This window comes from Pseudomonas tensinigenes (assembly GCF_014268445.2).
Taxonomy (GTDB): Bacteria; Pseudomonadota; Gammaproteobacteria; order Pseudomonadales; family Pseudomonadaceae; genus Aquipseudomonas; species Aquipseudomonas tensinigenes.
Genome location: NZ_CP077089.1, coordinates 929,143 through 953,068, shown reverse-complemented (window position 1 = coordinate 953,068; position 23,926 = coordinate 929,143). Strand labels below are relative to the sequence as shown.

Sequence of the window (23,926 nt, the reverse complement as noted above, 5' to 3'; positions counted from 1 at the left end):
TCGTGAGGCGGGCTTAGCCGGCAATGGCCGGCTCGGCGGTCAGTGCCTGGAATGTCACGCTGCCACGTCCTTTCCTGGTCTGCAACTGCCGCACCCACGCGGAGATCGGCAAGGATTGCCGGGCTTTGAAGGCGAGGAATACTTCCCCGCGCAATGACGGATCGGATGAGCCCACATCACGGAATATCAGTGCATGCTCATTGGCTGGATCGACGATGACCAAATGCTCCTGCACGATCTCGAACAACAGGTTATCCGGCGTGTCGAAGTCCCAGATCAACTTGCCCGGGATCGCCGGCGATTGCCCCAGTGCATGGCGACAGTCGACGACAACCGCGTCCAGTCTCGACCAGGCGTCCTTCGACAAATGACAGGTCACACCGCCCTGTCCCAATCGCACGACCAGCGTGCTGACATCGTCGGCAATCAGCGGTAGCAGATCATTTATTTTGTCGTGGCCTTCAAGGGTCATGACCTGTGCATCGCGCTGAAGATAGTCGAACGGCCCGAAGCTGTGCATGCCTGGATACGCCTGCACCGTGCCCTGCCGACGCTCGTGCAGTAAGACATTGACCTGATTGCGGGTGCCCAGCATGACAACGTCCGCAGGCAGGCGGTCGGCGGCAATGCTCACCAGCCGAGCGCTGCGCACGTCGTACCACTGCAAATGGCCAGGCGCGGACTCCACTGACACAAACGCGCCATGTTCAACCCTGGCCAACAAGGCTTGCATGTGCTCTACCAGGTGCTCGCCTTGTGCCGCCACCCAACGACGGTCGACAGCGGTGACCAAGGCTGTCTGCTGATGCCCCAGTTGCAGCGTTACGCCGTCAACGGTTGTACCGCGCAACCCGGAGCCATCCACGGCAACGTCGCTAAACCGCCAGTCACGCCACGCCCGCTCGGGAACTGGCAGAACGTCGCTGTGCAGCAGTTGCGCCCCTTCTGCAAATGCCCGGACAAGCTGCTGTGGTTCAACGAACCCCTGTGTCCAGATTTCACCTGTGGACATATTGAACAGCCAGGCCGCCCGATTATCGGAGGCCATGCCCAGCAAGCGCACTGGAACGTCGCGTCCCGGATCGCACAAGAGCAGGCGGCCGTTCACACACCAGGCACTCAGGTTGCCGTCTCCGGCCAGGTTGCGTAAACCAACGATCGCAAAACTGTCCACCGGATAACGTTTGGCAAGCGACTCCAGCGCCAGCCACCAGTGCGCATGATCCTTCAGCCACTGCTCACCGACACCGTACAGGGGGAACTCGCCTTGGACAGACAGATTAAAGAGTCGTCCCTCGTCGTCCAGAATCAGGTAGCCGTTCTCGACCGCCACGATTTGCTTGAGCCCTGGCGGCTGCACCCAGCGATCCGACCACTGTTCGACACCTTGCGCCACCACCCGCTGCCGGCGACAAAGGGTCTGGTCCAGACGGTTGTAGATGAAGTAGACATTTTTTTGCTGCGCCATCGGCAACAGCACCAGGTCCGCCAGATTCTTGATCGAGTCCGGCCAGCCACGGGCATGACGCGCCACAGGCAATGGATGAATCAACAAGCGATCGAGACTGCGAATCCAGACGATATCGCGCTTGTCTGTGTCGAATGTCCAACTGACGGAAACGTACGTCGCCGGTTGCCAGTCGACGGTCGTCTCACCGTCTCGCTCAGCGACGGGACGAAGCACTGTGTGCTCGCCCAGCACCGATGCCCAGTCGCCCAGGATTTCGCTGGCGAATACAGTCGCCTGCAGCTCCGGCGCCATGTCGTGGGTGACGGAACTCAGCAGCAGTTGCTGCCGGTGAATCAGGTAATTGAACCGTCGGGGCCCATGGGCGCCGGTGACAGTCTGCTCGACATGAATCACGCCATGTGCATCCATCTCGACAGGGCCAATCAGGCTTTCGCCCTCAGCCACGATCAACCGATAGCGATACCTGACCAGCCCACTGACGGCATCGACCTGCCAGATGTCATAGCTGTCCGGCAGATAGAAATACGCATACCCATCGGCCACCAGTGCCAGTTGTGCGTCCTCGGTATCAGCGATGTCTTCGTTGCGGATGTAGACGAAACGGTCTTCCCGGGCGTCATACCAGGCGGTGGTGGAGCGCGGCGCCTGCGGCGACTCGAACGGGATCAGCCAGTCACGCACCGGCGTATAGGGCAGTACCAGGCGATGCTCGCGGGCCAGCGCTCTGAAATGCGTCAGTAACGCTTGCTCATCAAGCCCTTCCGGAGCGCTTTGCTGGAGGACATCCAACTGACGCTTGCCACGATTAACGCTGAACAATTGATGATCGCCCGTGCGAATCAGCAGCGAATGACGTCCATGACCGGTCACTTTCACGTGAACATTACCGATATACAGATCGCCCAGTTGCTCGATCCGGACATCACTTTCGCGCGCCCAACCGGCCTCCAGTACCCATCTGGAGGAGTGCTGGCTCGACGACACGAGTTCTATGTGAGCGTCTGGACTGAGCGCCAGGGTGCAATGCGCGCCAACGCCGAAAATCTTGTATGACACCTGATTTTTCCAGGCGCTGGGCAGCGACGGGACCACCAGCGTGCGTTGAGTCCTGTCCAGAAGAACCTCGATAACGGTTTCGCGATACTGAGGAAGCAGACGGCTGACGATGTAGTGCGAAGGAAATGAGTAAAACGAAAACAGAAACAGCCAGTTGCCGTTTGCTTGCCGTTTTTCCAGACGGCGGGCGATGTCGAAACCGCGGTCATGCCGCGAAGAAGCAAACGGCAGCGCCTTGTATTCATAGCCATAGCAGGTCTCGGGGGTGCACGGCAGGACGATGGCTTGTCCCTCGGCCGGTGCGAACTCAAGCTGCCCGGGCAAACCCAGGTGTTGGCGCACATTGATCGCCCGGGAATAGTCGGCGTCGAAATCCGGCACACCGAAGTGGTCGCGTAACGGGTAAAGCCTGGGGCTGTCGAGTATCAGCGCAGTGGCTGCCAGATCGATTCTTTTGACCACCAGCGCCGGCGCCACAACCCACGCCTTCAGGGCGGCATCGAAGCGATAACCGACGCCGCGATGGGCCTCTTGCAGATCCGCAAAAAACGTCCCGACTTCCTGGGCGTTGCGTGCGATGGCGGCAAACCCTTGGGCAAGCGCCGCCACGCCCACAGCCAACCCGCCCAAAATCACCCCGGCGCCGCCCAGCACCGCAGCGGCAGTCGACGCGCCAGCTACTGCCGCTCCGACCCCGCCGGCCGTCAAGGCCAGACTGGCGGAGTCAAACGCCAGTTGCGTGCCGAATTGCGCTTTTTCAACATCGTCGCCAGCGGTTACCAACTGATAAATATCAAACCCGACGTTGGCCAGTCCCAGCACGGCCCCGATACCTTCATTGGCTGCATGGCCCAACGCCTCTGAGACTACTGAGGCACAAGTGCGGGCGATGATCTTTTCTTCCCCCAACGCGGTTTTGACCAGTTGAACCAGACCGACTACATCCACGACATTGCCATGCAGCAACTGCGCGTAATTGAGGTAAGCGTGCAGACGTACCGCGGTGGTCAGCGTGCGGCCTTCGCCTTCACGTCCGCGCAAGGCGTTCATCAGCGCCTGGATCGCGAAACCGGCATTGAGGGTATGAACACTGCCAGCCTCGGTCGGATCCAGTACCGCCACGGTTGCGACCGGTTTGCGCGCCAGCGTCGTAAACTGCTCGGACAACCAGTTTTTGATCCGCAGCAGTCGGTGGTCGTCGCTGACAACCTGCACCACAAGTTCAGGCTGCGCCGGGTCGATCATATGCAATCGATACTGGCCCTCGGGGGTGACTTCCAGGGTGTCGAACAATGGCACCAACGGCGTGGTCGACGTATGAAGGTCTTGCAGCGCTGTCGTCGCATGAGCGATCTGCTGCCCCCACCAATGACTGTCCAGCCCGAGCAGGCTGGCCCCCAGATGAGAATTTTCGACCAGTGATCGACCATGGGCGCTGTTCAGACGCTGGCGCAACTTGCCGGCTGGCTGCCCGGGCAACGGCTCGCCCTTGAGCATCTTCGCCACCTCGAACCCGGTGGACAATGGCAAGGCCGCCACGCGCTCGCCCTGCAACTCGATCAGGTCGAACGTCGGCCGGATCTCGGCACCGTAGGCCGCATAATATTTGGCCATGCCCATCTTCAGGAAAAAGTGCTCCAGCGCCCGCTTGAGCATCGCGGCACTCTCGAATTCGAACACGCCGAAGTTGGGGTCGTAAAAATGATAGAGGACTTTTTCACCCTCTACGGTTTTCGCCACCAGCATCGAGTGATTGTCCGAGTTGAGCAACAACGTTCGGGTGCTTGTATGGTTCTCCAGTGCCGTGGTGATCTGACCCAGATCGGCCCGCGAGAGCGTCGTGCCCACCTCACTCAGCCGGGTCCCTCGCAGTTCCTCCAGCGCTTGTACAAAAACAATCGAATCATTCTGCTGTGGCTCAAGAACGGCCAGGTAAAAACGTTCGCGCAGGTGATGGGAAGCCGCTTCGCCCGTCGCAATGCCAGCGGCCATCATCAAGGCCAGGGGATAACAGCGCCCCCCAATCGTTTCGCCAACGCCATCAAGCAGTAGATCTTGCGGTACGGGTTTCACGCCGCTGACTTCGATTTGACTGAAGACCTGATCCATCTGCTGGCCAATCTGCAAGCGATGTTCAAGCGTGGCCACTTGTTGTATCTGTGCAACGTAGCGTCCCCACTGTTGCAGGGTCTGCGCCTTTATCAGCGCAGCTTTTTTCAGATCCAGCGCGCTGACCGATGCTGCCGATTCAGCGATCTCGCCGGCCAGACCACTCAGGAACGCTGCATCTTTGCGGGTATACAGATGTCGTTCAATGACGGCATAGCGACTCGAAGCACCCAGCTCACGAACACTGTTGGCCAGGTTATCCAAATCACCGCTGTACGCGTCAAAGCGTTGGCTGTGCAGCGAGTCGATTCCCAGCAACACGCCCAACGCCAAGCGCTGCAGTGGCGTTGTCTCGGCCAGTGTCAGCTCACCATGGGCCATCGCGCTCAGCACTTCATCCAGCCCCAGATTCAGGAATCGCCTGTCTGGCGGAAAAGCCGCAGGTCGCGCTCTGAGCGGCTGATCCTTGATGAGCTGACGATCGGCAAAACTCAGGGGCAAAGGATCCTCGAACGTCATCGGCCCGTCGAAGCCCTGACGCATGGCCTCGACAAAGCGATCGCCGAGCCCGTCGACCAGACGCTGCAAGATATCGGTCAGCAGCACCGCACGCCCTTCAATCAGAGGCCAACCCTGCTCGAACTCAATGCTCGAACCTTTGAGCAATTGCGCGACATCGCCCTTGTAGCGGGTTTTGTAATGGCCTTGCTTCCAGCGCGCCTGCTCATCCTCGACCCATTTCACCGGATCGGTCGCGTTGTCTTTCCAGGAGTGATCCAGCTCTTCTTCGGTGGCACGGTTGACCGAGGCGTAGCGTGCAATGGCGGCCTCGGTGCGAATTTCCCTGGCCTGCTCCGGAGTGAGATGCACTCTGGCGTAATCGGCCATGGCGTCGCGTATCGCACCCGGGCCGGTCAGATAGATGGTGCCTTCGCTCTGGCGCCGGATCCCGTCGCTGAAGTAGCTCGCAGCCGCACTGGCGAGAAAGCCTGCGAGCATTTCTTCCTGATTCGGCAGTTCGCGGAACGGGCCGTAAGTCTGTTCCAGAATCGTCTGCGCCAACGACAACACACCTTCAGAGTCAGTCAGTGCGACACCACGCTGCGCCGCCTGGCGTAGCGTGTCGTCGACCAACTGATAGTTGAAGCGGATACGTTCGATCACCGCTTGCAGCGTCGCCGATCCGGCATGGGCCATCAGGAACGCATTGGTCATCGAATTGCCTTCGGCGACTGCTCGCAACATGAAGGGGCGAGCCAGCAAATCGGTCGGGGCCTGGAAAACCTGGCTCAGTGCCGGGCGGCTCTGAGCGAACGCTTCAAATGCCGCACGGTGCTCTGCCGGGATGCGCTTGGCATAGCTGTTGGAGGGCTGACGCCCCGGCATCCAATCGGGATTATGGTTGAGCAGCAGTTGCAAAATACCCAGGCGGGCGTCGACACCCAGAACCTCAAGATCGACCCCCGCCAACTTCGCCACCAAAGGCGGCAAGTTATCGACATCGGCATAGCTGCCACTCTCGCGATACAGCACTTCGACCCGCACGATATCCGAAGCTGCCGCCAGATTGCCGCGCAAACGCATTTCCTGCTCGTAGAGGCTCTGAAGCTGCAAGGGAACAGACGCCGCGTCAAGGTCGCGCAACTGCAGATCGCCTCCGGCCATGGCTTGCAGGGTGCGACGGTTCTGCTCGCGCAGTACCTGCAATGACGCCGCATCCTGGCCATAGGCGCGAACCAGCAGATCAATCCGTGCGTCATCGGCGGATTGCCCTTTGGCCACAGCCTCATTGAGGTGTGCCTGCATCTGCCGCTTCAGCACAATGGCACGCTCTTCGTATAGGTCAGCCAGCGCATTTTCATCGACGGTTTTATCGCCGACATGGGCCAGGGCGTCAGCCTTGGCCGCCTCGACCATCAGCTTGTTGGTCTGATATGCCAGCAGCGCATCGCTGTCGTACCAGAGATTGAGCGTGTACCCCTGCCCGGCGAGCACCTGTTTCCAGACATTGAGGTAATCACGCTGAATTTCGCCAAGCCCGCCCCCCAGCCAGACGAAGTGCAGCGTTTTTGCAACGCGTGTCGGCGCGGTTTTGAGCAGTTCGACCCCCACATGCACCCGCGACTCGAAGGCTTCGACCCGCTCGTAAATTCGCGCCAGATCCGGGGCGGACGCTTGCTCGGTTGGCAACGGCGGTTCCACCTCACGCCGCACCCGACTCGATCCCAGCAAAGGCTCCAGCGTCTGACGTAATAGCCTCAAGGGCTCAAGCAACTGCTGTGAATCCTTGGCGCCGGCACAGGCGGCGTAATAGCGCAGCAGCGCGTCGTAGTGTTTGTTGTTTTTATGCAGTAGTAACGCCTGTTCAAAATCACTACGCGCAAAGAGCGCTGCAAAGTTCACAAAAGCCTCGCCAACTGCAACTTCAATATCTCGCATGATGCCCTCGAAATCTTTCAAAAGAATAGTAACGAGCACCACGCTAATCATTAAATCGGCAAATCTCAAAAAAGAACAAACTCAATTATTTTCAGAAATCATGTGCAACTTAAATATCTGATCAATCATCAGAACAATCGCTTTCCGTATATTTCCGCCGAGCATCAACACCTTTAAAACCTGAACAACCTAAAACAAATAAAAACAATTAAACGTAAAAAGGTCGTGAACTCTCGACCACGACCTTTTTACGTTTTAGTTTGGCTGTATATTTCAGGCCAGCTGTTTTACTAACTTCTCCAGTGTTGCAACCTCTACATCGGACTGTACGTATGCCAGCGCATCAAGCCACTGGTTGACACCTCGCCGGTAGTCCACCGCGCCGAGCCTGATGCTTATCTGCAGTGGCCTGCCTGACTCGTCATCTTCCGGCGCGACATTACGCACGATCAGGCTGTGGGCCGTATCCGGGTCTGAGATTACCAACTGCCCGTCGACCAAAGACACCAACAGGCGCTCGGCAGCGTCCACGTCCAGTACCAAAGTACAGATAGGCGTATCGACTGCACCTTGCGGACGCTGGCGATCGACTACGATGCAGTCCAGCCGTTGCCAGGCTTGTTCCGACACCCGATAGCTCAATGCCTTGGCACCATAGGTGAGAATCAGTTTTTCGACCCCGTCAGGCAGCATTGCCATGATATCGGTGCCCTCACCACTCACCTCGAGCGCCAGAAGCTCGCCTTCGCGCCGGGCGTAACTGTCTTGAACCCGGATGCCCTGCGCCGCCCCCCGGCTGTAGATCAGGCTGTCAATCGGGTCGAACAGCATGGCCACCGATGTGTCGCGCGCGCCAAGAAACACCGACCACTGACCATCGGCCCGACCCGAAATATCAAAGAGGCGATCCAGTTCCGGCACAAAGTACGTATAGCGACCCAGGGAGTCTTCGACGTGCACAACCGGTGCATGGGCTTGTCCGCTCAATAACGCCTTCAAGCGGGCCTGCAACTGCTCGGCGGCCTGCCCGGGGATGAATGACCATTGTTTTTCGACGCCGACGATACGTGCCGGCTGTTGATCGAGCAGTTCCAGGTTAACGCCTTGGCGGGTACGCCCGAGCAACCCTTGCCCCTGCGTCAGCACCTCGGCGAATGACCATTGCCCCCAGACTTTTTCCGCCACTGGCAGCAACGTGCGATCGAGTAACCGCGGGCCGTTGGCAAACGCTGCGCGCAACGTCTGGATCTGCACCAGCGCCTGGCGATAAAGCTGCCCCGCCGAAACGTCCAGCAGCCACGCGGCCTGCTTGTCGGGCGTCAGCCCAAGCAAGGCCAGCTCCGTACCTTCACCGACCTCAGCGAGCAATACCTTCGCGCCGATACACCACGCCGCCACTGAGTGCAGGCCGGAAACGTTACTCAACCCGATGATCGAAAACGGCGCATCCCGATAATCATTGGCCAGCGCCGGTAATGCGGTGAGCCAGTCGGCATGGCTGCGCAACCAGTGGGTGCCGATGCCAACGAATTGCAGCGCGCCTTGCTTGTCGACCTCAAACAGGCGTCCGTCTGCCCGGGTTGCGATGTAGCGCTCAGCGAATGAACTGACATCGATGACATCCTCGGCGACGACTTGCCCACCCGCCGGCCCGGCTCCACGACGCAGCAATCGGGCCTGTTTGCTGTAGAACAGCGGCACGTCGTCCAAGCCGTCATTCCAGGTCAGCAGGATCGTGTCCAGCTTGAGCCCGGTGCTATGGGCCAACTGGAAATACAGCCGGTCAGCCAGACGGATCCAGCCCAGATCTCGCAGCGTTTCTTTCTCATGGCTGCGAATCTGCACGAACCCGGCGGGCCCCCAGGTGCTCAGGCTCGACGCCATGCCAGACGTGCCATCGGCATAGGTCTGCGGCGTATTGAAACGAGCCACCAATGCATGCCAGTAATCGGCCGGACGCCTAGGCGTGTAATCGCTCCAGGCGGCTGATGTATGGATGCCGGTAAGCAATGCAGAATATTCGGTCAGCAGGTATTCGAATGCGATCTCTACCCCTCCGTTGACTTCAAGCATTTTCTGCCGCAGACGCAGGCCGTTGGCAGTCTGTTCGCAGCCAATGATCCTTGCACCACCGCCAGGGTTCATCAGTCGGTAGCGATGCTTGACCGTGCCGGTGATCGCATCGACCCGCCAGACCGTCGCGTGCCCGGGGTGATAAAACCATGCCTGCCCGGCGTTGGCTGCAGCCAATACAACGCCGTCATTGACATCCTCTGGCAGGTTGCGCGCATACAACAGCCGGGCACGCGCAACGTCGTAGTAGGCGGTGACCAGGACGGGCCGCAGCGCAGCGTCCATAGGCACCCGGAATTTGTGTAACGGCACAAAAGCCGCTGCAACGCGTCGCTCCACCACGCGTGTCCGAACGCGTGCCAGCAGCGCAGCCTGCGAATCCTGTTGCTCCTGGGTGACAGACACCAGCAGCAGACGCTGGTTTTTCCAGTCGAGACTGAACATCTCGCCATTGCTCAGTTGGATGAAGTCCACCTGACCCTCGATCCGTATTCCATCGACACTGAGAAACGACTCTTCAAATCGCACCTTGTTTTCGCTGACCCATGGCGCATGAAGTACCCACTGGGTCGCCGCGTAATTGCGCAGGAAAACGGCAACCAGACCGGGAGTCAACCAGAGCTGGCGAGCACCTGGTGAACGGCTGAAGATCTCGTAGGAAATGCACTGCTTCCATTCTGCCGGCAATGTCGGCACCAGCAACTGGCGCACCTGTTCGTCCAGCGTCACCACAATCCGTGTGGGCTTGTTGAACGGGTAGAGCTTGTAGAGGATGTGCGGGAACGGTGTGTTGGCGAAGAAATAGAAACGCTGGTTGCCATGCCTGTCGTACTCCAGCTTGTTGACGGTACTGTTGCGCAGGCTCGGATACCAGGTTTGCATGAGTGGCTGGTGGAGCTCATCAGCCAGGACGCCAAATGGCAGAAACGTGCTGAGGAAGCTCGCTGAGGCCTTTTCGCTTGCTTGCCGGGGCTCGCGCGCCAACTCGCCAGGCTGTGGCTCATAGGCATAGCCGGACGTTCCGACCTGGTACTCATAACCGAAGTAGCACTGCGGTGTACACGGGAGCACCACCGTCTCTACGTCACCGGGCGCCGGCCGGATGAGACTGACCACTTGCGGCAGTCCGAGCGTCTCGCGGATATCGATCGCCTGATGCAGTCGCGACGGGTGATTGTTGAACTGCGGCAGCTCAAGTCCACCGCGATCCATGGGGTAAAACTTCTGACTGTCGAAACGGATCCGGTTGCCTTGCAAGTCCAGCTCGGTGATGACGGCTTCGGGTTCAAAACTCAGCGCCCCGTCCTTGCGCGTGTAAACGCCAGGGCCGTAGGCGTCCTGGATCTTGCGCAAGTACGCGCCCACGCCTTTGGCCTTGTCGCTGATCTGTCCCAGGTTGCTGGCGATCGCCGTCACACCAATGCCGACGCCGAGCAGCGGCACCGACAGAATCGCAGCGGCACCGCCCACCGCTCCGCCAACCGCCAATGCGGTGATATCCAGCGCCAGAGCCGCGACATTGAATACCAGTTGCGTGGCCAACCGTGAACGCTGTTCCTGATTGGTCGCCACTGCCAGACCATAGAGGTCAAACCCTATATTGACGGCGGAGAAGACAATCCCGGCAGCTACGGACGCCCGGCCCAGCAGCCGACCGGACAGCGATGACTGGCGCAGCGCCAATGCCTGCTCACTGGCAGCCACTTGACGAACCAGACTGACGATCTGTGCCGCATCGTTCAATACGCCATAACCTAACTGGGCATAACTGACATAGACCTGCACCTGCAGGGCGATCGACAACGCCGGCACCTGCTCTTCCCCGGCCTGGTATTCGCGATGGCGCATCTCGGTAATCAGCGTCTGAATCGCAAAGGCGAAACTCAACCGACTACCGCCGTCGGCCTCGCCCGCTGCAGTATTTTTGCCGGCCAGGGACTGCACCAGACGCTGGATGTGCTGTTGGACTTTGCTGAAGCGCGCGTCGGTGGTGGTAACGACTCGAGCGTTTTGCGGATTGCGCGCGTCTACCAGCGTCACGCTGTAGCCTGCGTCGGGGTGCTTGTGCAGCGTTTCCAGCAGCGGCAGAAACTCACCGCCCAACTTGTTTTCGGTACGTAACTGACCGGTGGCCTGCTCGAATGCCTGCGCCCAATAACGCGCATCCAGTTGCGCCAGACTGGCGCCCATCCGGGCGTTTTCACCCAGCGATCGCTGGCGTCCAACGGCTTGTTTTTGCCAGACCGAAGCGCTGCCTGGATCGACAATCGGAGCGTTTTGCAAAAAGCTGCCCAGCGGCGTATTCGACAAAAGTGTCCGGCCGATGATCGCCGTGGTATCGAGCTCGACAACATTGAACCGCGCACGGTCGCCCTCCGCGAGACCGTATAGCCGGGCCATTGCAGCGTTATCTCTGCTCAGATAGCGCTGCATGCCCTCTTTAAGTTGCTCTACCCGGGCAAACCCGTAAATCGCAAAATTCGGCTCGTAAAACCGGTAAACCGTCTGGCTGCCCTGCACTGTTTTCCCCACCAGCAACGCGTGATTGCCGGTGTCGAGCAGCATGACCGTCGAAGCGGCTTTCGCCTCCAGCATTTGTGCGATGGAGTCTAGGCCATGATGGCCGTGTGGCTTGCCCACGGCTGTCAGCGGCACAGCCTGCAATTCGTCCAGCGCCAATAACAAAGCCCGCGAGTCGGCGTCCTCCGGGGCATGGCTGACGTTCGCCACCCGGCCGATCAGGGCACGCTCAGCCGCCTCACCACCGGTCAGCGCTGCCGCCATCATCAGTGCCAGCGGATAGCATCGACGACCAGGATCGCCCGGCGTGGTCATGAGCAGGTCCTGCGGCACTTTCCTGGCGGACATGGCGCCAGCCTTGAACAGTTCGGTACGAACCGCCTCACCGCTGCGCAGAATCTGCGCGTGATATTCACGGCGTGCCGTGCTGTTGATCCGGGCGATACGTTCACCCCACTGACGCAACGTCAATGGCTCGCCCAAGGCACGCACCTTGAGTTCGCGGGCGGTGTACGTGGTGGAAGGTTCAACGCTTGCCAGGCCTGCCTTGAAGGCCGGCGACGCGTGCTGGCGCAAGGCACTTTCGAGAGCGTTGAAGCGGGCAAACAGCCCATCTTCGGCGGTTTGCGCAGCGAGGCTGGAAAGGTCCTTCCACGCACCGGCAAAGCCATCGATATCCAGGCTCGCCGCGCCGAACATTCCGCCCAGCATCACGCGCAGCAACGGGCTGAGTTGTTCGACGACGAGCGAGCCGCGGGCAACCCGGACCAACAGTTCGTTCAGGTTACTGGTGGACTCCGCCCCGTAAGACGGCGGCAGTTCAAGGGCAGGCTGGGCGAGAATTTGCTGGCGGGCATCGAAACCGATGGCAAAAGCTTCGTTGAAAGTGACATCGCCGCTCAACTTGTCTTTCATTGCGCGAATGAACGGTTCGCCCAAGTCATCCATCAGCTGTTGCAGCACCGAGGTCAACAGCACCGGTTTGCCCTCGATTACCGGCCAGCCTTGTTTAAAGGTCAGGGTCTGCGGCCTCAGCAGATCCGCCAACTGACCAGCGTAACGTGACTTGAGTTTGCCGTTGCGCCATTTGTCCTGCTCTTGCTCAAGCCATTTGTTTTCATCGCCATTCACGGTCCAGCCGGAGATCCGCTCCTCTTCCGTGGAAACGTTATAGCCCTCGACCAATTTCAGTCGATTGCGAACCTCATCGATATGATCGGATTGCAGACGCTGTTCGATATATTTGCCAAGTCCTGCCGCCGCCGCACCCGGCCCGGTAAGGGCAATGGTGCCGCGTGCATCGACCCGAATACCGTCCTGATAATACGTGCGAATGGCATCGATCAGCTTCGCTGACGAATAGTGAGTTTTTGAATCGGGAAACTTGCCCTCGGCCGCCTTTTCATTGACCACATTTTGAATGATGGGCAACGCCCGTCCCTCATCCGCAATGTCGATGCCGGCAGCGAGCAAGCGGCTCTCCACTTCTAGCAGGCAGTCATAATTGCTTCGAATCATCTGCATGTAAGACAGGGTCATGGCACTGCCCGGGTGGGCGATGAAATGCGCGTTCATTTCCCCGGTATTCGCACTGCCATGGGCAGTTCCCAAGCGAAGGGCATCCTGCGGCACAGCGCGCTCCTGCGGTGCGACGAAAACCTCATGAATACCGGGTTTACCGCGCGCAAAAGTGGTTAATGCCTCTTTATGCCGAGCTCCAATTTCGCCGGTTATCTCTGTATAGCGGTGCGGATCCCGGCCGGGCATCAGCGCTTGGTTGTGATCCAGTAAAAGTTTCAGTACCCCGAGTCGCTGATTGCCATCAAAACCACTGATATCCACGCCGCCCAACGTCTCGGCCAGTGGCGGCAAGTAATCCATGTCGCTGTAACGCCCCCCCTCCAGGTACTCGGCCTGCAACCGCACGACATCACTCGCCGCGGCAAAATTGCCGCGCATGGCCACTTCACGCTGATAGACATCCTGTAGGAAATGCCCGGCAAATTCGTGGCGGACGTCACGCAACTGCAAGTCCGTGCCGACCATGGCCTGATGCGTCTCCAGGCACTGCTGACGGAAAGCCTCAAGCGTCGCGCGATCCTTGCCGTAAGCACGAACCATCAGATCGATACGCGCCTCGTCCGCCCGACCAGCCCATTGTGGCTGGTTCAGGTAATCGAACATCTGATGTTTCAATACCCGCGCGCGGTCTTCAATCATCTGCGACAACTGCAGGGGCTTGGTGACCTTGTCGCCTTCCGATGCCATCGCATCCGCTCTTGCACTGTCGAGAATCACCCGATTCATCTCAAAGGCGAGCAGTGCATCACTGTCGTACCAGAGATTGAACCGATACCCCTGCGGCTCCAGCACCTTGCGCCAGATGTTCATGTAATCGCGCTGATTGTTGCCCACCTCACTGCCACCGACCCAGACGAAGTGCATGATGTTCGGCACGGGCCGGGCGACGCCGTTCAGCATGTCCACCGTGGCTGACAATCTCGCCACATAGCGATTCAACCGGGTTCGAATCCGATGGATGGCCAAAGGCGCCGGCGTCGACTTGCGATCCATCAAGGCCTCGAGTCGCTCCTGAAACAGTTTCGCCGGCAGCAGTTTTTCGACCGCTGTGAAGGTCTTGCTGGCAAGTTCATGAGACTCGGCCAGCGCCGCATACTCGCCTGAGTCGGCAAACTCGCTCAATGCCCCTTGAAGTGTCGAATACTCTGCAGCCGAAGTGAATGAAAGTTCGCCTGCAGTGTTTCCCGTAGCACTCATCCGTATTCTTCCTTGATTCAACAGTTCTAAGTCGGGCAAAACTATTGAATAAACACGGCGCACTCAAACTTGAACAAGCTCAAATAATGTCGAATGAAACATCGACCAACATTCAAATTGCACAACGGTATGATTCAGCAACAACTGCGCCTGTTATTTCTTTTGTCGTAAACAGCGAAAAGGCCACGTCCCCCGGAAAGGGCGTGGCCTTGTCTTACTGCCGGCATTCAACTTCGCAAGTGTTGACCTGATGTCACGACGAGAGAAGTTATTTACAACTTCCCCCGGCGATCAATAATGGCAAACTCAGACAATCGGCTTTTCACCATACCAACGCGGCGTGTAAACCCAATCCCCACCGGTTGCCCGTGGAAACGTGCACGTGGTCGAAGAACCGATCAATACCATCGTGCGCATGTCCACCTGGTCCGCAGTCAACGCGCCCAACGTCGTGGTGCGTAAGGTCTGGCCCGGGCGACCGATGTCACGGCCCAGAACCACCGGGGTTTGCGGCGTGCGGTGCTGTGCGACGATTTCCAGTGCCCGGCCCAGTTGCCACGGACGGGCGCGGGAGATCGGGTTGTAGAACGCCAGCGCCAGATCCGCTTCGGCAGCCAGGTCCAGACGTTTTTCGATGATCGACCACGGTTTGAGATTGTCCGATAGCGACATCACACAGAAGTCATGGCCCAGCGGCGCACCGGCCTGCGCGGCGGTGGCCAGCGAGGCCGAGACACCCGGCAGGATTTCCAGGTCAACGCTGTGCCACGCCGGATCATCGGACTCGTGCAACGCCTCCAGCACCGCCGCCGCCATGGCAAATACGCCCGGGTCGCCGGACGATACAACAATTACCGAACGCCCCTCGGCCGCCAGCCTGAAGGCGTGACGAGCACGCTGCATTTCTTCGCGGTTGTCGGTGCAGTGCTGGATTTGATCATCACGGAAAGGCCCGGCCATGCGCACGTAGGTTTCGTAGCCGAGCACATCGGTGGCGCGGGCCAGTTCGGCTTTTACCGCCGGCACCATCAGTTCGGCAGCGCCGGGACCGAGACCGATCACCGCCACACGCCCACGTGCTCGGCCGATTTGCGCGACGTCCAAAGGCTGCTCGGCAATAGCGATTGCCATGTCGTTGGCAATGACGACCTTCGCCTGTGGCACAGCCGCCAATGCCGTCGCCTCGATATCGTTCAATACCGAGACAAAGCGCAACGGCACACCCAATTCCATTGCCGCTTCATGCAGATTCGTCGAGGCCATTTCGGTCTCGGCCGCCAACAGACAGGCCAGCGCCTGCACTGCAAGATTCGCTTGCTGCAACGCCGCGCGGACGACGTTCGGCAAATCCGCCACTTCGGCGCTGATTGCCACCGCGACACTGCGCGGATAAATCAACAACTCATTGGCACACGCCACACGCTCGGCACTGCCGACATGAATCGAGCGCTGCGCCTGCGGATCTTCCGGCAATTGCGCCTGATCCAGCCAGGGCGCCGCGCCTTCGATGCGCACGCTGTGCCCGGCCAACAGATCGGAGACAAATCGCTTGCCCAGTTCCAGATCGCCCAGCGCGTAACCACTCGGTGGGTTGAGCAGGCACGTGCCAAAACGCAACTCGCCGCTGGTGGTGATCGCCGCTGCGACTTGCAGCCCGGCAGCGATGTCCCGCGCCATGACATTTACCCCGCCGAGACCACCAAGCAGCGGCACCACCGCGTTGCCGTCTTCGGCGACGGCCAGTACCGGTGGTTCGGCGCCTTTCTCCAGCAGCAGCGGCGCGAGTGTGCGGATGACAATGCCGGCCGCGCACAGGGCAATGATCGGTGTGTCTTGCTGATACAACTCGCGCACGGTCGCGCCGAATTCCTGATAGGTGCGATCGGCGCCTTCGACGCGCCCGGCGAGGCCGTGAATCTGCGCCGCTGGATAGACCTGCTGAATGCGCCGCGCGGTGGCCAGGCTGCCCTGACCGAGAATGACGATGGCGGGGGTGGATTGAGTCATCAGCCTTGCCACCGTTCGCCCGGCACGATGATCAGCGAGAAGTACGGCGACGACATCGGCTCGACCTGATCCATTGGCACAATCTTCTGATTGGCCATGGTTGCGCGCTCGACGTACAGCGCGCGTTCGGCCAGACCGAGTTCTTCCAGCACCTGACGCACTTTGGGGAAGTTGCGCCCCAGCTTCATGATCACCGCCGCGTCGGCATCGGCCAGACGTCGCTTCAGCTCTTCATGGGGCAATACGCCGGAAAGCACCGACAGGCTCTGATTGCGATACACCAACGGCGCACCCAGCACCGAAGCGCCGCCCAGCATCGAACAAACGCCCGGCACCACTTGCGCGTCGTAACGGCTGGCGAGGCGATCGTGCAGGTACATGTAGGAGCCGTAGAAGAATGGATCGCCTTCGCAGATCACCGCGACGTCGCGCCCGGCATCCAGATGTGCCGCGACGGTTTCGGCAGCCTCATCGTAGAAATCGCTGATCACTTGTTCGTAAGACAATGGCGCCGGCAGCGCTTCGGTGGTCACCGGATAGACCAGCGGCAGCAGATTCTGCGCGTCTTGCAGATGCGCTTCGATGATGCCGAACGCATTGCCCTTTTTGCCTTTGGCGACGAAGTACGCCACCACCGGCGATTCGCGCAGCAGGCGCAGGGCTTTGACGGTAATCAGTTCCGGATCACCCGGGCCGACGCCCAGGCCAATCAAACGTCCTTTGGCCTGCATCATTCGATCTCCGTGGCGAGGGCGTTAACGGCGGCGGCGGCCATGGCGCTGCCACCGAGGCGGCCTTGCATGATCACGAACGGCACGCCCCGGCTGTCGGCGGCCAGTGCGGCTTTCGATTCGGCGGCGCCGACGAAACCCACCGGGAAGCCGAGGATCAGCGCCGGTTTCGGTGCCCCGGCATCCAGCATTTCCAACAGATAGAACAACGCGGTCGGCGCATTGCCGATCACCACCACACTGCCCTCAAGGTGCGGCCGCCACAGTTCCAGCGCGGCGGCGGAACGGGTGTTGCCCAACTCACGGGCCAACTCTGGCACGCTGTCGTCGCGCAGGGTGCAGATCACCTGGTTGTTGGCCGGCAGGCGTGCGCGGGTCACGCCTTCGGAGACCATCCGCGCGTCACAGAGGATCGGCGCACCGGCGGCCAGCGCATCGCGCCCGGCCTTGCCCGCGCCTTCGGAAAACTGCAGACCGTCGATGGCCTCGACCATGCCGCAGGCGTGGATGACCCGCACCGCGAGTTTTTCCAGATCGGCCGGGATTCGCGCGAGATTGGCCTCGCTGCGAATGATCGCGAAGGAGTTGCGATAGATCTCCTGACCGTCGCGGATGTAATCAAGCATCAAGGGGGCTCCGAGAGCGGGCGGCGAGCAGGGTCGCGGCCGCTTCAATAGTAAGGTTGCGTGCGTGCAGCGCGCCGAAACCCGGCAGCGTTGCATCGCGAAAATAGAGGTCGTAATGACCGCGGCTGACCGCCAGCAAAGTGACTGGCGCGCGGTGAGCGGCAGCGCACGAACGCGGGCAGCCGGACAGGTGCACGCTGATACCCGAGGGCAGCAGCGGCGCCAGATGGCGCGCATCCTGTTTGGTGTCGGCCAGGCCTTTGCCGCAGCCATTGGCACCGGTGCAGGCGATCAGTTGTGCCAACGGCTCGCCGGAATCGGTCAGCAGGTTCGACTGCCCAAGTGCCTCAAGCACCACAGGTGCATCGGCCGCTTCGACATTCGGCAGCAGCAGACTTTGCCATGGCGTGAACCGCAGGCTGCCGTCACCGTACTGCCGAGCCAGTTGTGCAGCGGCGCGCAACATCGCCGGATCAAGACGCCCGAGCGGCGGCACGGCGCCGACGTACACCCGCCCCGAGGTATGTTGCGGATGAACGCCGATGTGCAGATCCCGCGCAACGGCAGTGCGCTGCCACTGGCTGACCGACTTGATCGGCACGCGCGTGCGCAGGGCGTCGAGAAAGGCCAGCATCGGCAGTTCATCGAGCAAATGGCGCATCCGCGTTTGCTCGGGGCGGGCCAGTTGCAGGAACAATTCCAGCACCGCGACCACCAGCGCATGGCCGTTTTCTGCCGCCACGGCGCCGACTGCGCGATCCGTCGGGCACCCGGCCAGGCCGAATGCCCACAATCGTTCACCGTCGCGCTCAAACGCCGACAACCACAGGTCATGCGGATGTTCGAGCATCGCCAGTGCTTCACCGCCATCGAGTTGCACGGCGAACTTGGCGCTCAACTCATGAAAGCGTGGATGGCTTTGCAAGGTGTCGAGGATCTGCTCGGCCAGTGCACGGGTGTCGACGCGCATCTGCCGGTCGATGCCGGCGGCCGGGCTGAGCATCAGGTTGCGCACATCGTCACCGGCGGCGGTGCGTGGGCCGAGACCGGCAGCAAGCAAACGCTCGATCAGCGCTGTGGATTGCTCACCGATCCCGCGAATCTGCAGATTGGCCCGATTGGTCGCCTCGATCGCCGCGCCGAACTGTTCGGCAGCCTCGGCCACCGCGTCAGCCTGATCGGCACTGATCGACCCGCCATTGAGCTTGATCCGGCAGATACCGCCGTCCAGTGCCTGGACGATACGCAGCAACCCCGGACAGGCCGAGGGGCGTAAAGCGGTGGACATCGGGCGTTCGTTCAAGGGGCGGACCGGCTGCGTGGGAAAGGCGCTTCGCGGGCGAAGGCGCGGTATTATGCCTGCTTTGTCCGCTGGCATGAAAAGACTGCCCGTCGGAACGGCGTGTTTAGAGGAATATAGATGTCACCCTGGCTGACGGTAGTGGGAATCGGTGAAGACGGCTTCAAGGGCCTGGGCAAAAACGCCCGGCGTGCCCTGCTGGGTGCCTCGCGGATCGTCGGTGGCCAGCGCCAACTGGATCTGCTGCCGGTGTGTATTCGCGGTGAGCGGCAATTGTGGCCCAGCCCGTTTTCCCTTGCACCGGCGCTTGAGCAGCGCGGCGAAGCGGTCTGCGTGCTGGCCAGTGGTGACCCGATGTTCTACGGCGTCGGTGCCAGCCTCGCCCGCCAGGTGCCAAGCGACGAAATGTTGATTCTGCCCGCACCTTCGTCGTGCTCGCTGGCTGCGGCCCGCCTCAGCTGGCCGTTGCAGGAGGTGGTGACGCTGTCGCTGGTGGCCCGGCCACTGGCGGCACTCAATGCACAACTGTTCAGCGGTGTGCGGCTGTTGTTGCTGAGCAATGACGGTCAGAGTCCGGCGGCTGTTGCGCAATTGCTCCGTGAGCGCGGATTTGGTTCGAGTCGCCTGAGCGTTCTCGAGCATCTTGGCGGTGACGCCGAGCGGCGCATCGACAGCACCGCCAACGCTTGGGACGACGCGCCGATAGCCGACCTCAATGTCATCGCCATCGAGTGCCAGGCCGATAGCAACGCCCCGCGCCTGTCGCGCCTGGCCGGTCTGCCCGACTCGGCATTCCAGCACGACGGCCAGTTGACCAAGCGCGACGTACGCGCCATCACCCTAGCCCGCCTCGCCCCGACCCCCGGCGAACTGCTCTGGGACGTCGGCGCCGGCAGCGGTTCGATCGGTATCGAGTGGATGCGCGCGCACCCGAGCTGCCGCGCCTTGGCCATCGAAGCCGACGAAGGTCGCCAGCAACTGATCGAGCACAACCGCGATGCACTGGGCGTGCCCGGCCTGCATCTGATTCGCGGCAAGGCACCGCAGGCATTGGCCGGACTGGAGCGCCCGGATGCGATTTTCATCGGCGGCGGCGTCACCCGTGAAGGCGTGTTCGAAACCTGCTGGGAACAGCTCAAACCCGGTGGCCGTCTGGTCGCCAACGCGGTGACCCTGCAAAGCGAAGTGGCCCTGATGAATTGGCGCGAACGTTACGGTGGCGAACTGACGCGCATACACGTCGCCCAGGCGCAGCCGCTCGGCGAATTCGACACTTGGCGTCAGGCGCTGCCAATCACCCTGCTCGACCTGGTCAAACCCCTCGATGCGTGACGAAACTGCCGAACAACCCGCACCCCTGCGCAGCGGCCTGACCACCGGCAGCTGCGCCACCGCCACCAGCCTCGCCGCCGCGCGCCTGTTGCTCGGTGGGCTGTCGGCCGATGCCGTGCAAATTGTCTTGCCCAAAGGCAAGCAGGTGCAGATGCGCCTGGAGTTCTGCCGATTGACCGAGGACGGTGCCGAGGCCGGCACGATCAAGGATGCCGGTGACGATCCCGACGTGACCCACGGCGCTCTGCTCTATTCGCGGGTACGGCTTATGGCCGAACCGGGGATTCGCTTCAATGCTGGTGCCGGCGTAGGCACCGTGACGCGGCCGGGACTGGTGCTCGGCGTCGGTGAGCCGGCGATCAATCCGGTGCCACGCAAAATGATCAGCGATCACTTGACGCTGCTCGCCGCCGAGACGGGTTATGCCGGCGGCTTCGACGTCACGGTCAACGTCGAGGGTGGTGAAGCACTGGCGCTGAAAACCATGAACCCACGGCTGGGCATTCTTGGTGGTTTGTCGATCCTCGGCACCAGCGGCATCGTTCGGCCGTTCTCTTGCGCGGCCTACATTGCCTCGATCCATCAAGGCATCGACGTGGCGAAAACCAACGGTTATTTGCACATCGCCGCCTGCACCGGCAACGCCAGCGAAGACACCATGCGTCGGGTCTACAACCTGCCGGAAATCGCTCTGATCGAAATGGGCGACTTCGTCGGCGCAGTGCTCAAGCATCTGCGCAAAGTGCCTGTGGATAAACTCAGCCTGTGCGGCGGCTTCGGCAAGATCAGCAAACTGGCCGCCGGGCATATGGATCTGCACTCGCGGCATTCGAGCATCGACTTGCCGCAACTGGCTGCGTGGGCGGCGGCGATTGGCGCCGATGAGGCGTTGCAACAAAGCATTCGCGAGGCCAACACCAGCCAGCAGGCGCTGGCCATGGCCAGTTCAGCGGGGATCGCGCTGGGAGATGAAGTCTGCCGCCATGCTTTGAATTTCGCCCGCAGCGTGGTGCCCGCGCAGGTGCAGGTCGAGGTGTTTGCGATTGATCGTCAGGGCGGCATTGTCGGGCATGCCGGAGGTTTTGCATGAAGCGGATATTGTTGCTGGGCGGCGTGACCGAAGCGCTGGCGATTGCCCGCACACTGGGGCCAGAACATATCTATAGCCTCGCTGGCGTTGGCCGGGTGCCGACGGATCTGACCTGTCAGGTGCGCGTCGGTGGCTACGGGGGCGCTGAAGGTCTGGCGCAATTCATTCGCGACGAAGGCATCGATCTGCTGCTCGACGCCACGCATCCCTATGCCGCACAGATCAGCCAGAATGCCGCGACCGCCGCGCGACTGACCGACATTCCCTGCTGGGCATTGCGCCGTCCGGCGTGGCAGCCGCAGCCCGGTGGTGATTGGCGCGAAGTCAGCGACTGGGCCGAGTTGATCACCGCCCTCAAGCCGTTTCGCCGGCCGTTGTTCACCCTCGGCCGCGAACCACTGCAACATCTCGATGAAATCCCTCAGGACCAGTTCTGGACTCTGCGCGCCCTCGACGTCTACCCCGGCAACGGACGCTGCGAAGTGATCGGCGCGCGGGGGCCGTTTCTGCTGCAGGATGAGCGCGCACTGTTCGAACGGCGGCAGATCGATGTGTTGATCAGCAAGAACAGCGGCAGCACCGCGACCGAGCCGAAGCTGGAAGTGGCGCGCGAGCGTGCGGTGCCGGTGCTGGTGTTGAAGCGGCCGGGGTTGCCGGGGGTTGATCGGGAGTTTGCCTCGGTCGACAAAATCCTCGCTGCCCTCGCTGCCCTCGCTGCCCTCGCTGCCCTCGCGACCTTTAACCGTATCTGAAAATAAGCACAGATCTCACGGCCGCCTGCGCCGGCAAGTCGAATCGTCGCACCGCCGCTTCCACTGGGTTCGCGGGGTGAACAGGCAATGTGGTCGCCACCGAACAGTGTGGGAGCGAGCCTGCTCGCGAAAACGTCGGCAAAGTCTGCACATCATTGCCTGACCCACCGCTTTCGCGAGCAGGCTCGCTCCCACAATGTCACGGGCTCGGCCGGATATCTGACCTGAATCCTACAAACGCACCGGACACTGCCCACAACAACTTAACGAATCACTGACTATCGGCATTCAGCGTCCACCTCTACGCTCAACGTCTTTGATTCCAAGGGCGTACATATCCAATGTCAGAAAAATTCTCCCGTTTCGACGTCAAGGATTACCTCAAAACGCCTGCCGATCTTAGCGAATACATCAAGGGTTATGAGATCGAAGATTCGGGCGATGGGCAGCTCAACCGGGTGGCGCTCCGAGACTACAAGCAGACCATTCGTGCACGAATAGAAAGCGACTCGAATTTCGCCCAGGCAATGCGAATCGAAGCCGCTACACTCATTTATAACGGCGAAATCGAGCTGGGGCGCAGGCTTCTCAAGCTCTTGCAGGCAGCGCTGCGACACCAGACCGCACGACGCTTTTTTACTTATCGGCCCTGATCAGGCTAAATAGCCGCGCCTGATCGCCCACCCAATGGATCTGTCCCATGAACCGACACCGGCTAGCAATTGCCTGGATCGCCTGCTTTGCAGTGCTGTTCAACATGCTCGCCATGCCGATGACCGGGGCGATGGCGCAGGCGGCCAATTCACCGGCCGAGCAATTGCTCTGGAGCAGTTTCTGCACCGGCAGCGGGACCAAGATGGTGGCGATCAATATCGGCCCCATCGATCAAAAAGCCCCGGCCAACGACACGCATTCGAACATGCAGCATTGCTGGTGCTGCTCTGGCTCGGCGCCATTGGTGGCGTTGCCGGGGCATTCGCCGCAGCTTTACTTCGCCCGTTATGAAAGCAATCGCAGCGTCGCGCCCGCCTCTCTGCAAACACCCACGCCGCGCCAGCAATGGCCGAGTCTCAATCCCCGCGCTTCCCCTCTGGTTTGATTTGTTCGCGCAATTGACCTGCGTTTCAAATCGTTCTGGAGAACTGCCATGTTGAACAAACTCATCGTTATCGCTGCGCTGCTGCTGCCGGCGTGCTTTGCCCATGCTCACGAATACAAGGCCGGCGAGCTGGAAATCGCCCATCCGTGGTCGCAAGAGTTGCCGCCGAATGCACCGACGGTCGCCGCGTATTTCATCATTCACAACGCCGGCAAAACTGACGATCGGTTGCTCAGCGTCGACTCGCCGATAGCTCCAGAAGCGCAACTGCACGAGCACGTCATGCAGGGCGATCTGATGAAGATGCAGCAAGTGCCGAGCGTGGCCATTCCGGCCGGCGGCAATGTGACCTTCGCGCCAATGGCCTATCACGTGATGCTGCTCAACCCGAGAGACCGCAGCCTGCTCAGCGACGGCAAACGCTTCCCGCTGACGCTGCATTTCGAGAAGGCCGGTGACATCACCGTCGAAGTCTCGGTGCAGAAGAAACCGCCGGAAACCACGCAGGCCCACGCGCACGCCCAGTAAGCCTTCCGGCAGACT

Annotated in this window: 12 protein-coding genes; 6 read left to right on the top strand and 6 right to left on the bottom strand. The window is 60.7% G+C overall.

Annotated elements, in window-relative coordinates; translation table 11 throughout:
* Window positions 1-13: 13 nt before the first annotated feature.
* The 6 genes from HU718_RS04085 to cobG all read right to left on the bottom strand — a co-directional run bounded on the left by HU718_RS04085 (window position 14) and on the right by cobG (window position 19,098).
* Complete coding sequence (locus HU718_RS04085; protein WP_186612843.1) at window positions 14-7,075, bottom strand: TcdA/TcdB pore-forming domain-containing protein; 7,062 nt, start codon at window positions 7,073-7,075, stop codon at window positions 14-16.
* 273 nt (window positions 7,076-7,348) lie between these two features.
* The gene (locus HU718_RS04080; protein WP_186612844.1) at window positions 7,349-14,446 is read right to left on the bottom strand and encodes a TcdA/TcdB pore-forming domain-containing protein; all 7,098 of its coding nucleotides are present in this window, start codon (window positions 14,444-14,446) and stop codon (window positions 7,349-7,351) included.
* Between the two features lie 306 nt (window positions 14,447-14,752).
* Window positions 14,753-16,453 carry a precorrin-3B C(17)-methyltransferase gene (gene cobJ, locus HU718_RS04075; protein ID WP_150707204.1) on the bottom strand — a complete coding sequence of 567 codons (1,701 nt, stop codon included), beginning with the start codon at window positions 16,451-16,453 and terminating at the stop codon, window positions 14,753-14,755.
* A complete protein-coding gene (locus HU718_RS04070) occupies window positions 16,453-17,187 on the bottom strand; it encodes a precorrin-2 C(20)-methyltransferase (protein ID WP_437180869.1) in 735 nt (244 codons plus the stop codon). Before HU718_RS04070 ends, cobJ begins: the two co-directional genes overlap by 1 nt.
* On the bottom strand, window positions 17,184-17,810 hold the full coding sequence (locus HU718_RS04065) for a precorrin-8X methylmutase (RefSeq protein WP_102899398.1): 627 nt from the start codon (window positions 17,808-17,810) through the stop codon (window positions 17,184-17,186). Before HU718_RS04065 ends, HU718_RS04070 begins: the two co-directional genes overlap by 4 nt.
* Window positions 17,803-19,098 carry a precorrin-3B synthase gene (gene cobG, locus HU718_RS04060; RefSeq protein ID WP_275957399.1) on the bottom strand — a complete coding sequence of 432 codons (1,296 nt, stop codon included), beginning with the start codon at window positions 19,096-19,098 and terminating at the stop codon, window positions 17,803-17,805. The genes HU718_RS04065 and cobG overlap by 8 nt, the downstream gene beginning before the upstream one ends.
* Window positions 19,099-19,230: 132 nt before the next feature.
* On the opposite strand from cobG, the gene cbiE reads away from it, so the two are divergent.
* The 6 genes from cbiE to HU718_RS04030 all read left to right on the top strand — a co-directional run bounded on the left by cbiE (window position 19,231) and on the right by HU718_RS04030 (window position 23,911).
* Window positions 19,231-20,442, top strand: coding sequence for a precorrin-6y C5,15-methyltransferase (decarboxylating) subunit CbiE (cbiE, locus tag HU718_RS04055; protein WP_186612846.1), 1,212 nt, complete (start codon window positions 19,231-19,233; stop codon window positions 20,440-20,442).
* On the top strand, window positions 20,435-21,532 hold the full coding sequence (locus tag HU718_RS04050; RefSeq protein WP_186612848.1) for a cobalt-precorrin-5B (C(1))-methyltransferase: 1,098 nt from the start codon (window positions 20,435-20,437) through the stop codon (window positions 21,530-21,532). Before cbiE ends, HU718_RS04050 begins: the two co-directional genes overlap by 8 nt.
* Window positions 21,529-22,284, top strand: coding sequence for a cobalt-precorrin-6A reductase (locus tag HU718_RS04045; protein WP_186612850.1), 756 nt, complete (start codon window positions 21,529-21,531; stop codon window positions 22,282-22,284). Before HU718_RS04050 ends, HU718_RS04045 begins: the two co-directional genes overlap by 4 nt.
* A 341-nt stretch (window positions 22,285-22,625) precedes the next feature.
* Window positions 22,626-22,937, top strand: coding sequence for a hypothetical protein (locus tag HU718_RS04040; RefSeq protein ID WP_102899403.1), 312 nt, complete (start codon window positions 22,626-22,628; stop codon window positions 22,935-22,937).
* A 47-nt stretch (window positions 22,938-22,984) separates the two neighbouring features.
* Complete coding sequence (locus HU718_RS04035) at window positions 22,985-23,383, top strand: DUF2946 domain-containing protein (RefSeq protein WP_150707199.1); 399 nt, start codon at window positions 22,985-22,987, stop codon at window positions 23,381-23,383.
* A 48-nt stretch (window positions 23,384-23,431) separates the two neighbouring features.
* A complete protein-coding gene (locus HU718_RS04030; protein WP_186612852.1) occupies window positions 23,432-23,911 on the top strand; it encodes a copper chaperone PCu(A)C in 480 nt (159 codons plus the stop codon).
* Window positions 23,912-23,926: the final 15 nt, after the last annotated feature.

Excerpts from the sequence above, each read along its gene's own strand:
- HU718_RS04040 (WP_102899403.1), top strand. The coding sequence starts at position 22,626 with ATGTCAGAAAAATTCTCCCGTTTCGACGTCAAGGATTACCTCAAAACG.
- HU718_RS04035 (WP_150707199.1), top strand. The coding sequence starts at position 22,985 with ATGAACCGACACCGGCTAGCAATTGCCTGGATCGCCTGCTTTGCAGTG.
- cobJ (WP_150707204.1), bottom strand. The coding sequence starts at position 16,453 with ATGACTCAATCCACCCCCGCCATCGTCATTCTCGGTCAGGGCAGCCTG.
- HU718_RS04080 (WP_186612844.1), bottom strand. The coding sequence starts at position 14,446 with ATGAGTGCTACGGGAAACACTGCAGGCGAACTTTCATTCACTTCGGCT.
- cbiE (WP_186612846.1), top strand. The coding sequence starts at position 19,231 with ATGTCACCCTGGCTGACGGTAGTGGGAATCGGTGAAGACGGCTTCAAG.
- HU718_RS04065 (WP_102899398.1), bottom strand. The coding sequence starts at position 17,810 with ATGCTTGATTACATCCGCGACGGTCAGGAGATCTATCGCAACTCCTTC.
- HU718_RS04050 (WP_186612848.1), top strand. The coding sequence starts at position 20,435 with ATGCGTGACGAAACTGCCGAACAACCCGCACCCCTGCGCAGCGGCCTG.
- cobG (WP_275957399.1), bottom strand. The coding sequence starts at position 19,098 with ATGTCCACCGCTTTACGCCCCTCGGCCTGTCCGGGGTTGCTGCGTATC.
- HU718_RS04085 (WP_186612843.1), bottom strand. The coding sequence starts at position 7,075 with ATGCGAGATATTGAAGTTGCAGTTGGCGAGGCTTTTGTGAACTTTGCA.
- HU718_RS04045 (WP_186612850.1), top strand. The coding sequence starts at position 21,529 with ATGAAGCGGATATTGTTGCTGGGCGGCGTGACCGAAGCGCTGGCGATT.
- HU718_RS04030 (WP_186612852.1), top strand. The coding sequence starts at position 23,432 with ATGTTGAACAAACTCATCGTTATCGCTGCGCTGCTGCTGCCGGCGTGC.
- HU718_RS04070 (WP_437180869.1), bottom strand. The coding sequence starts at position 17,187 with ATGATGCAGGCCAAAGGACGTTTGATTGGCCTGGGCGTCGGCCCGGGT.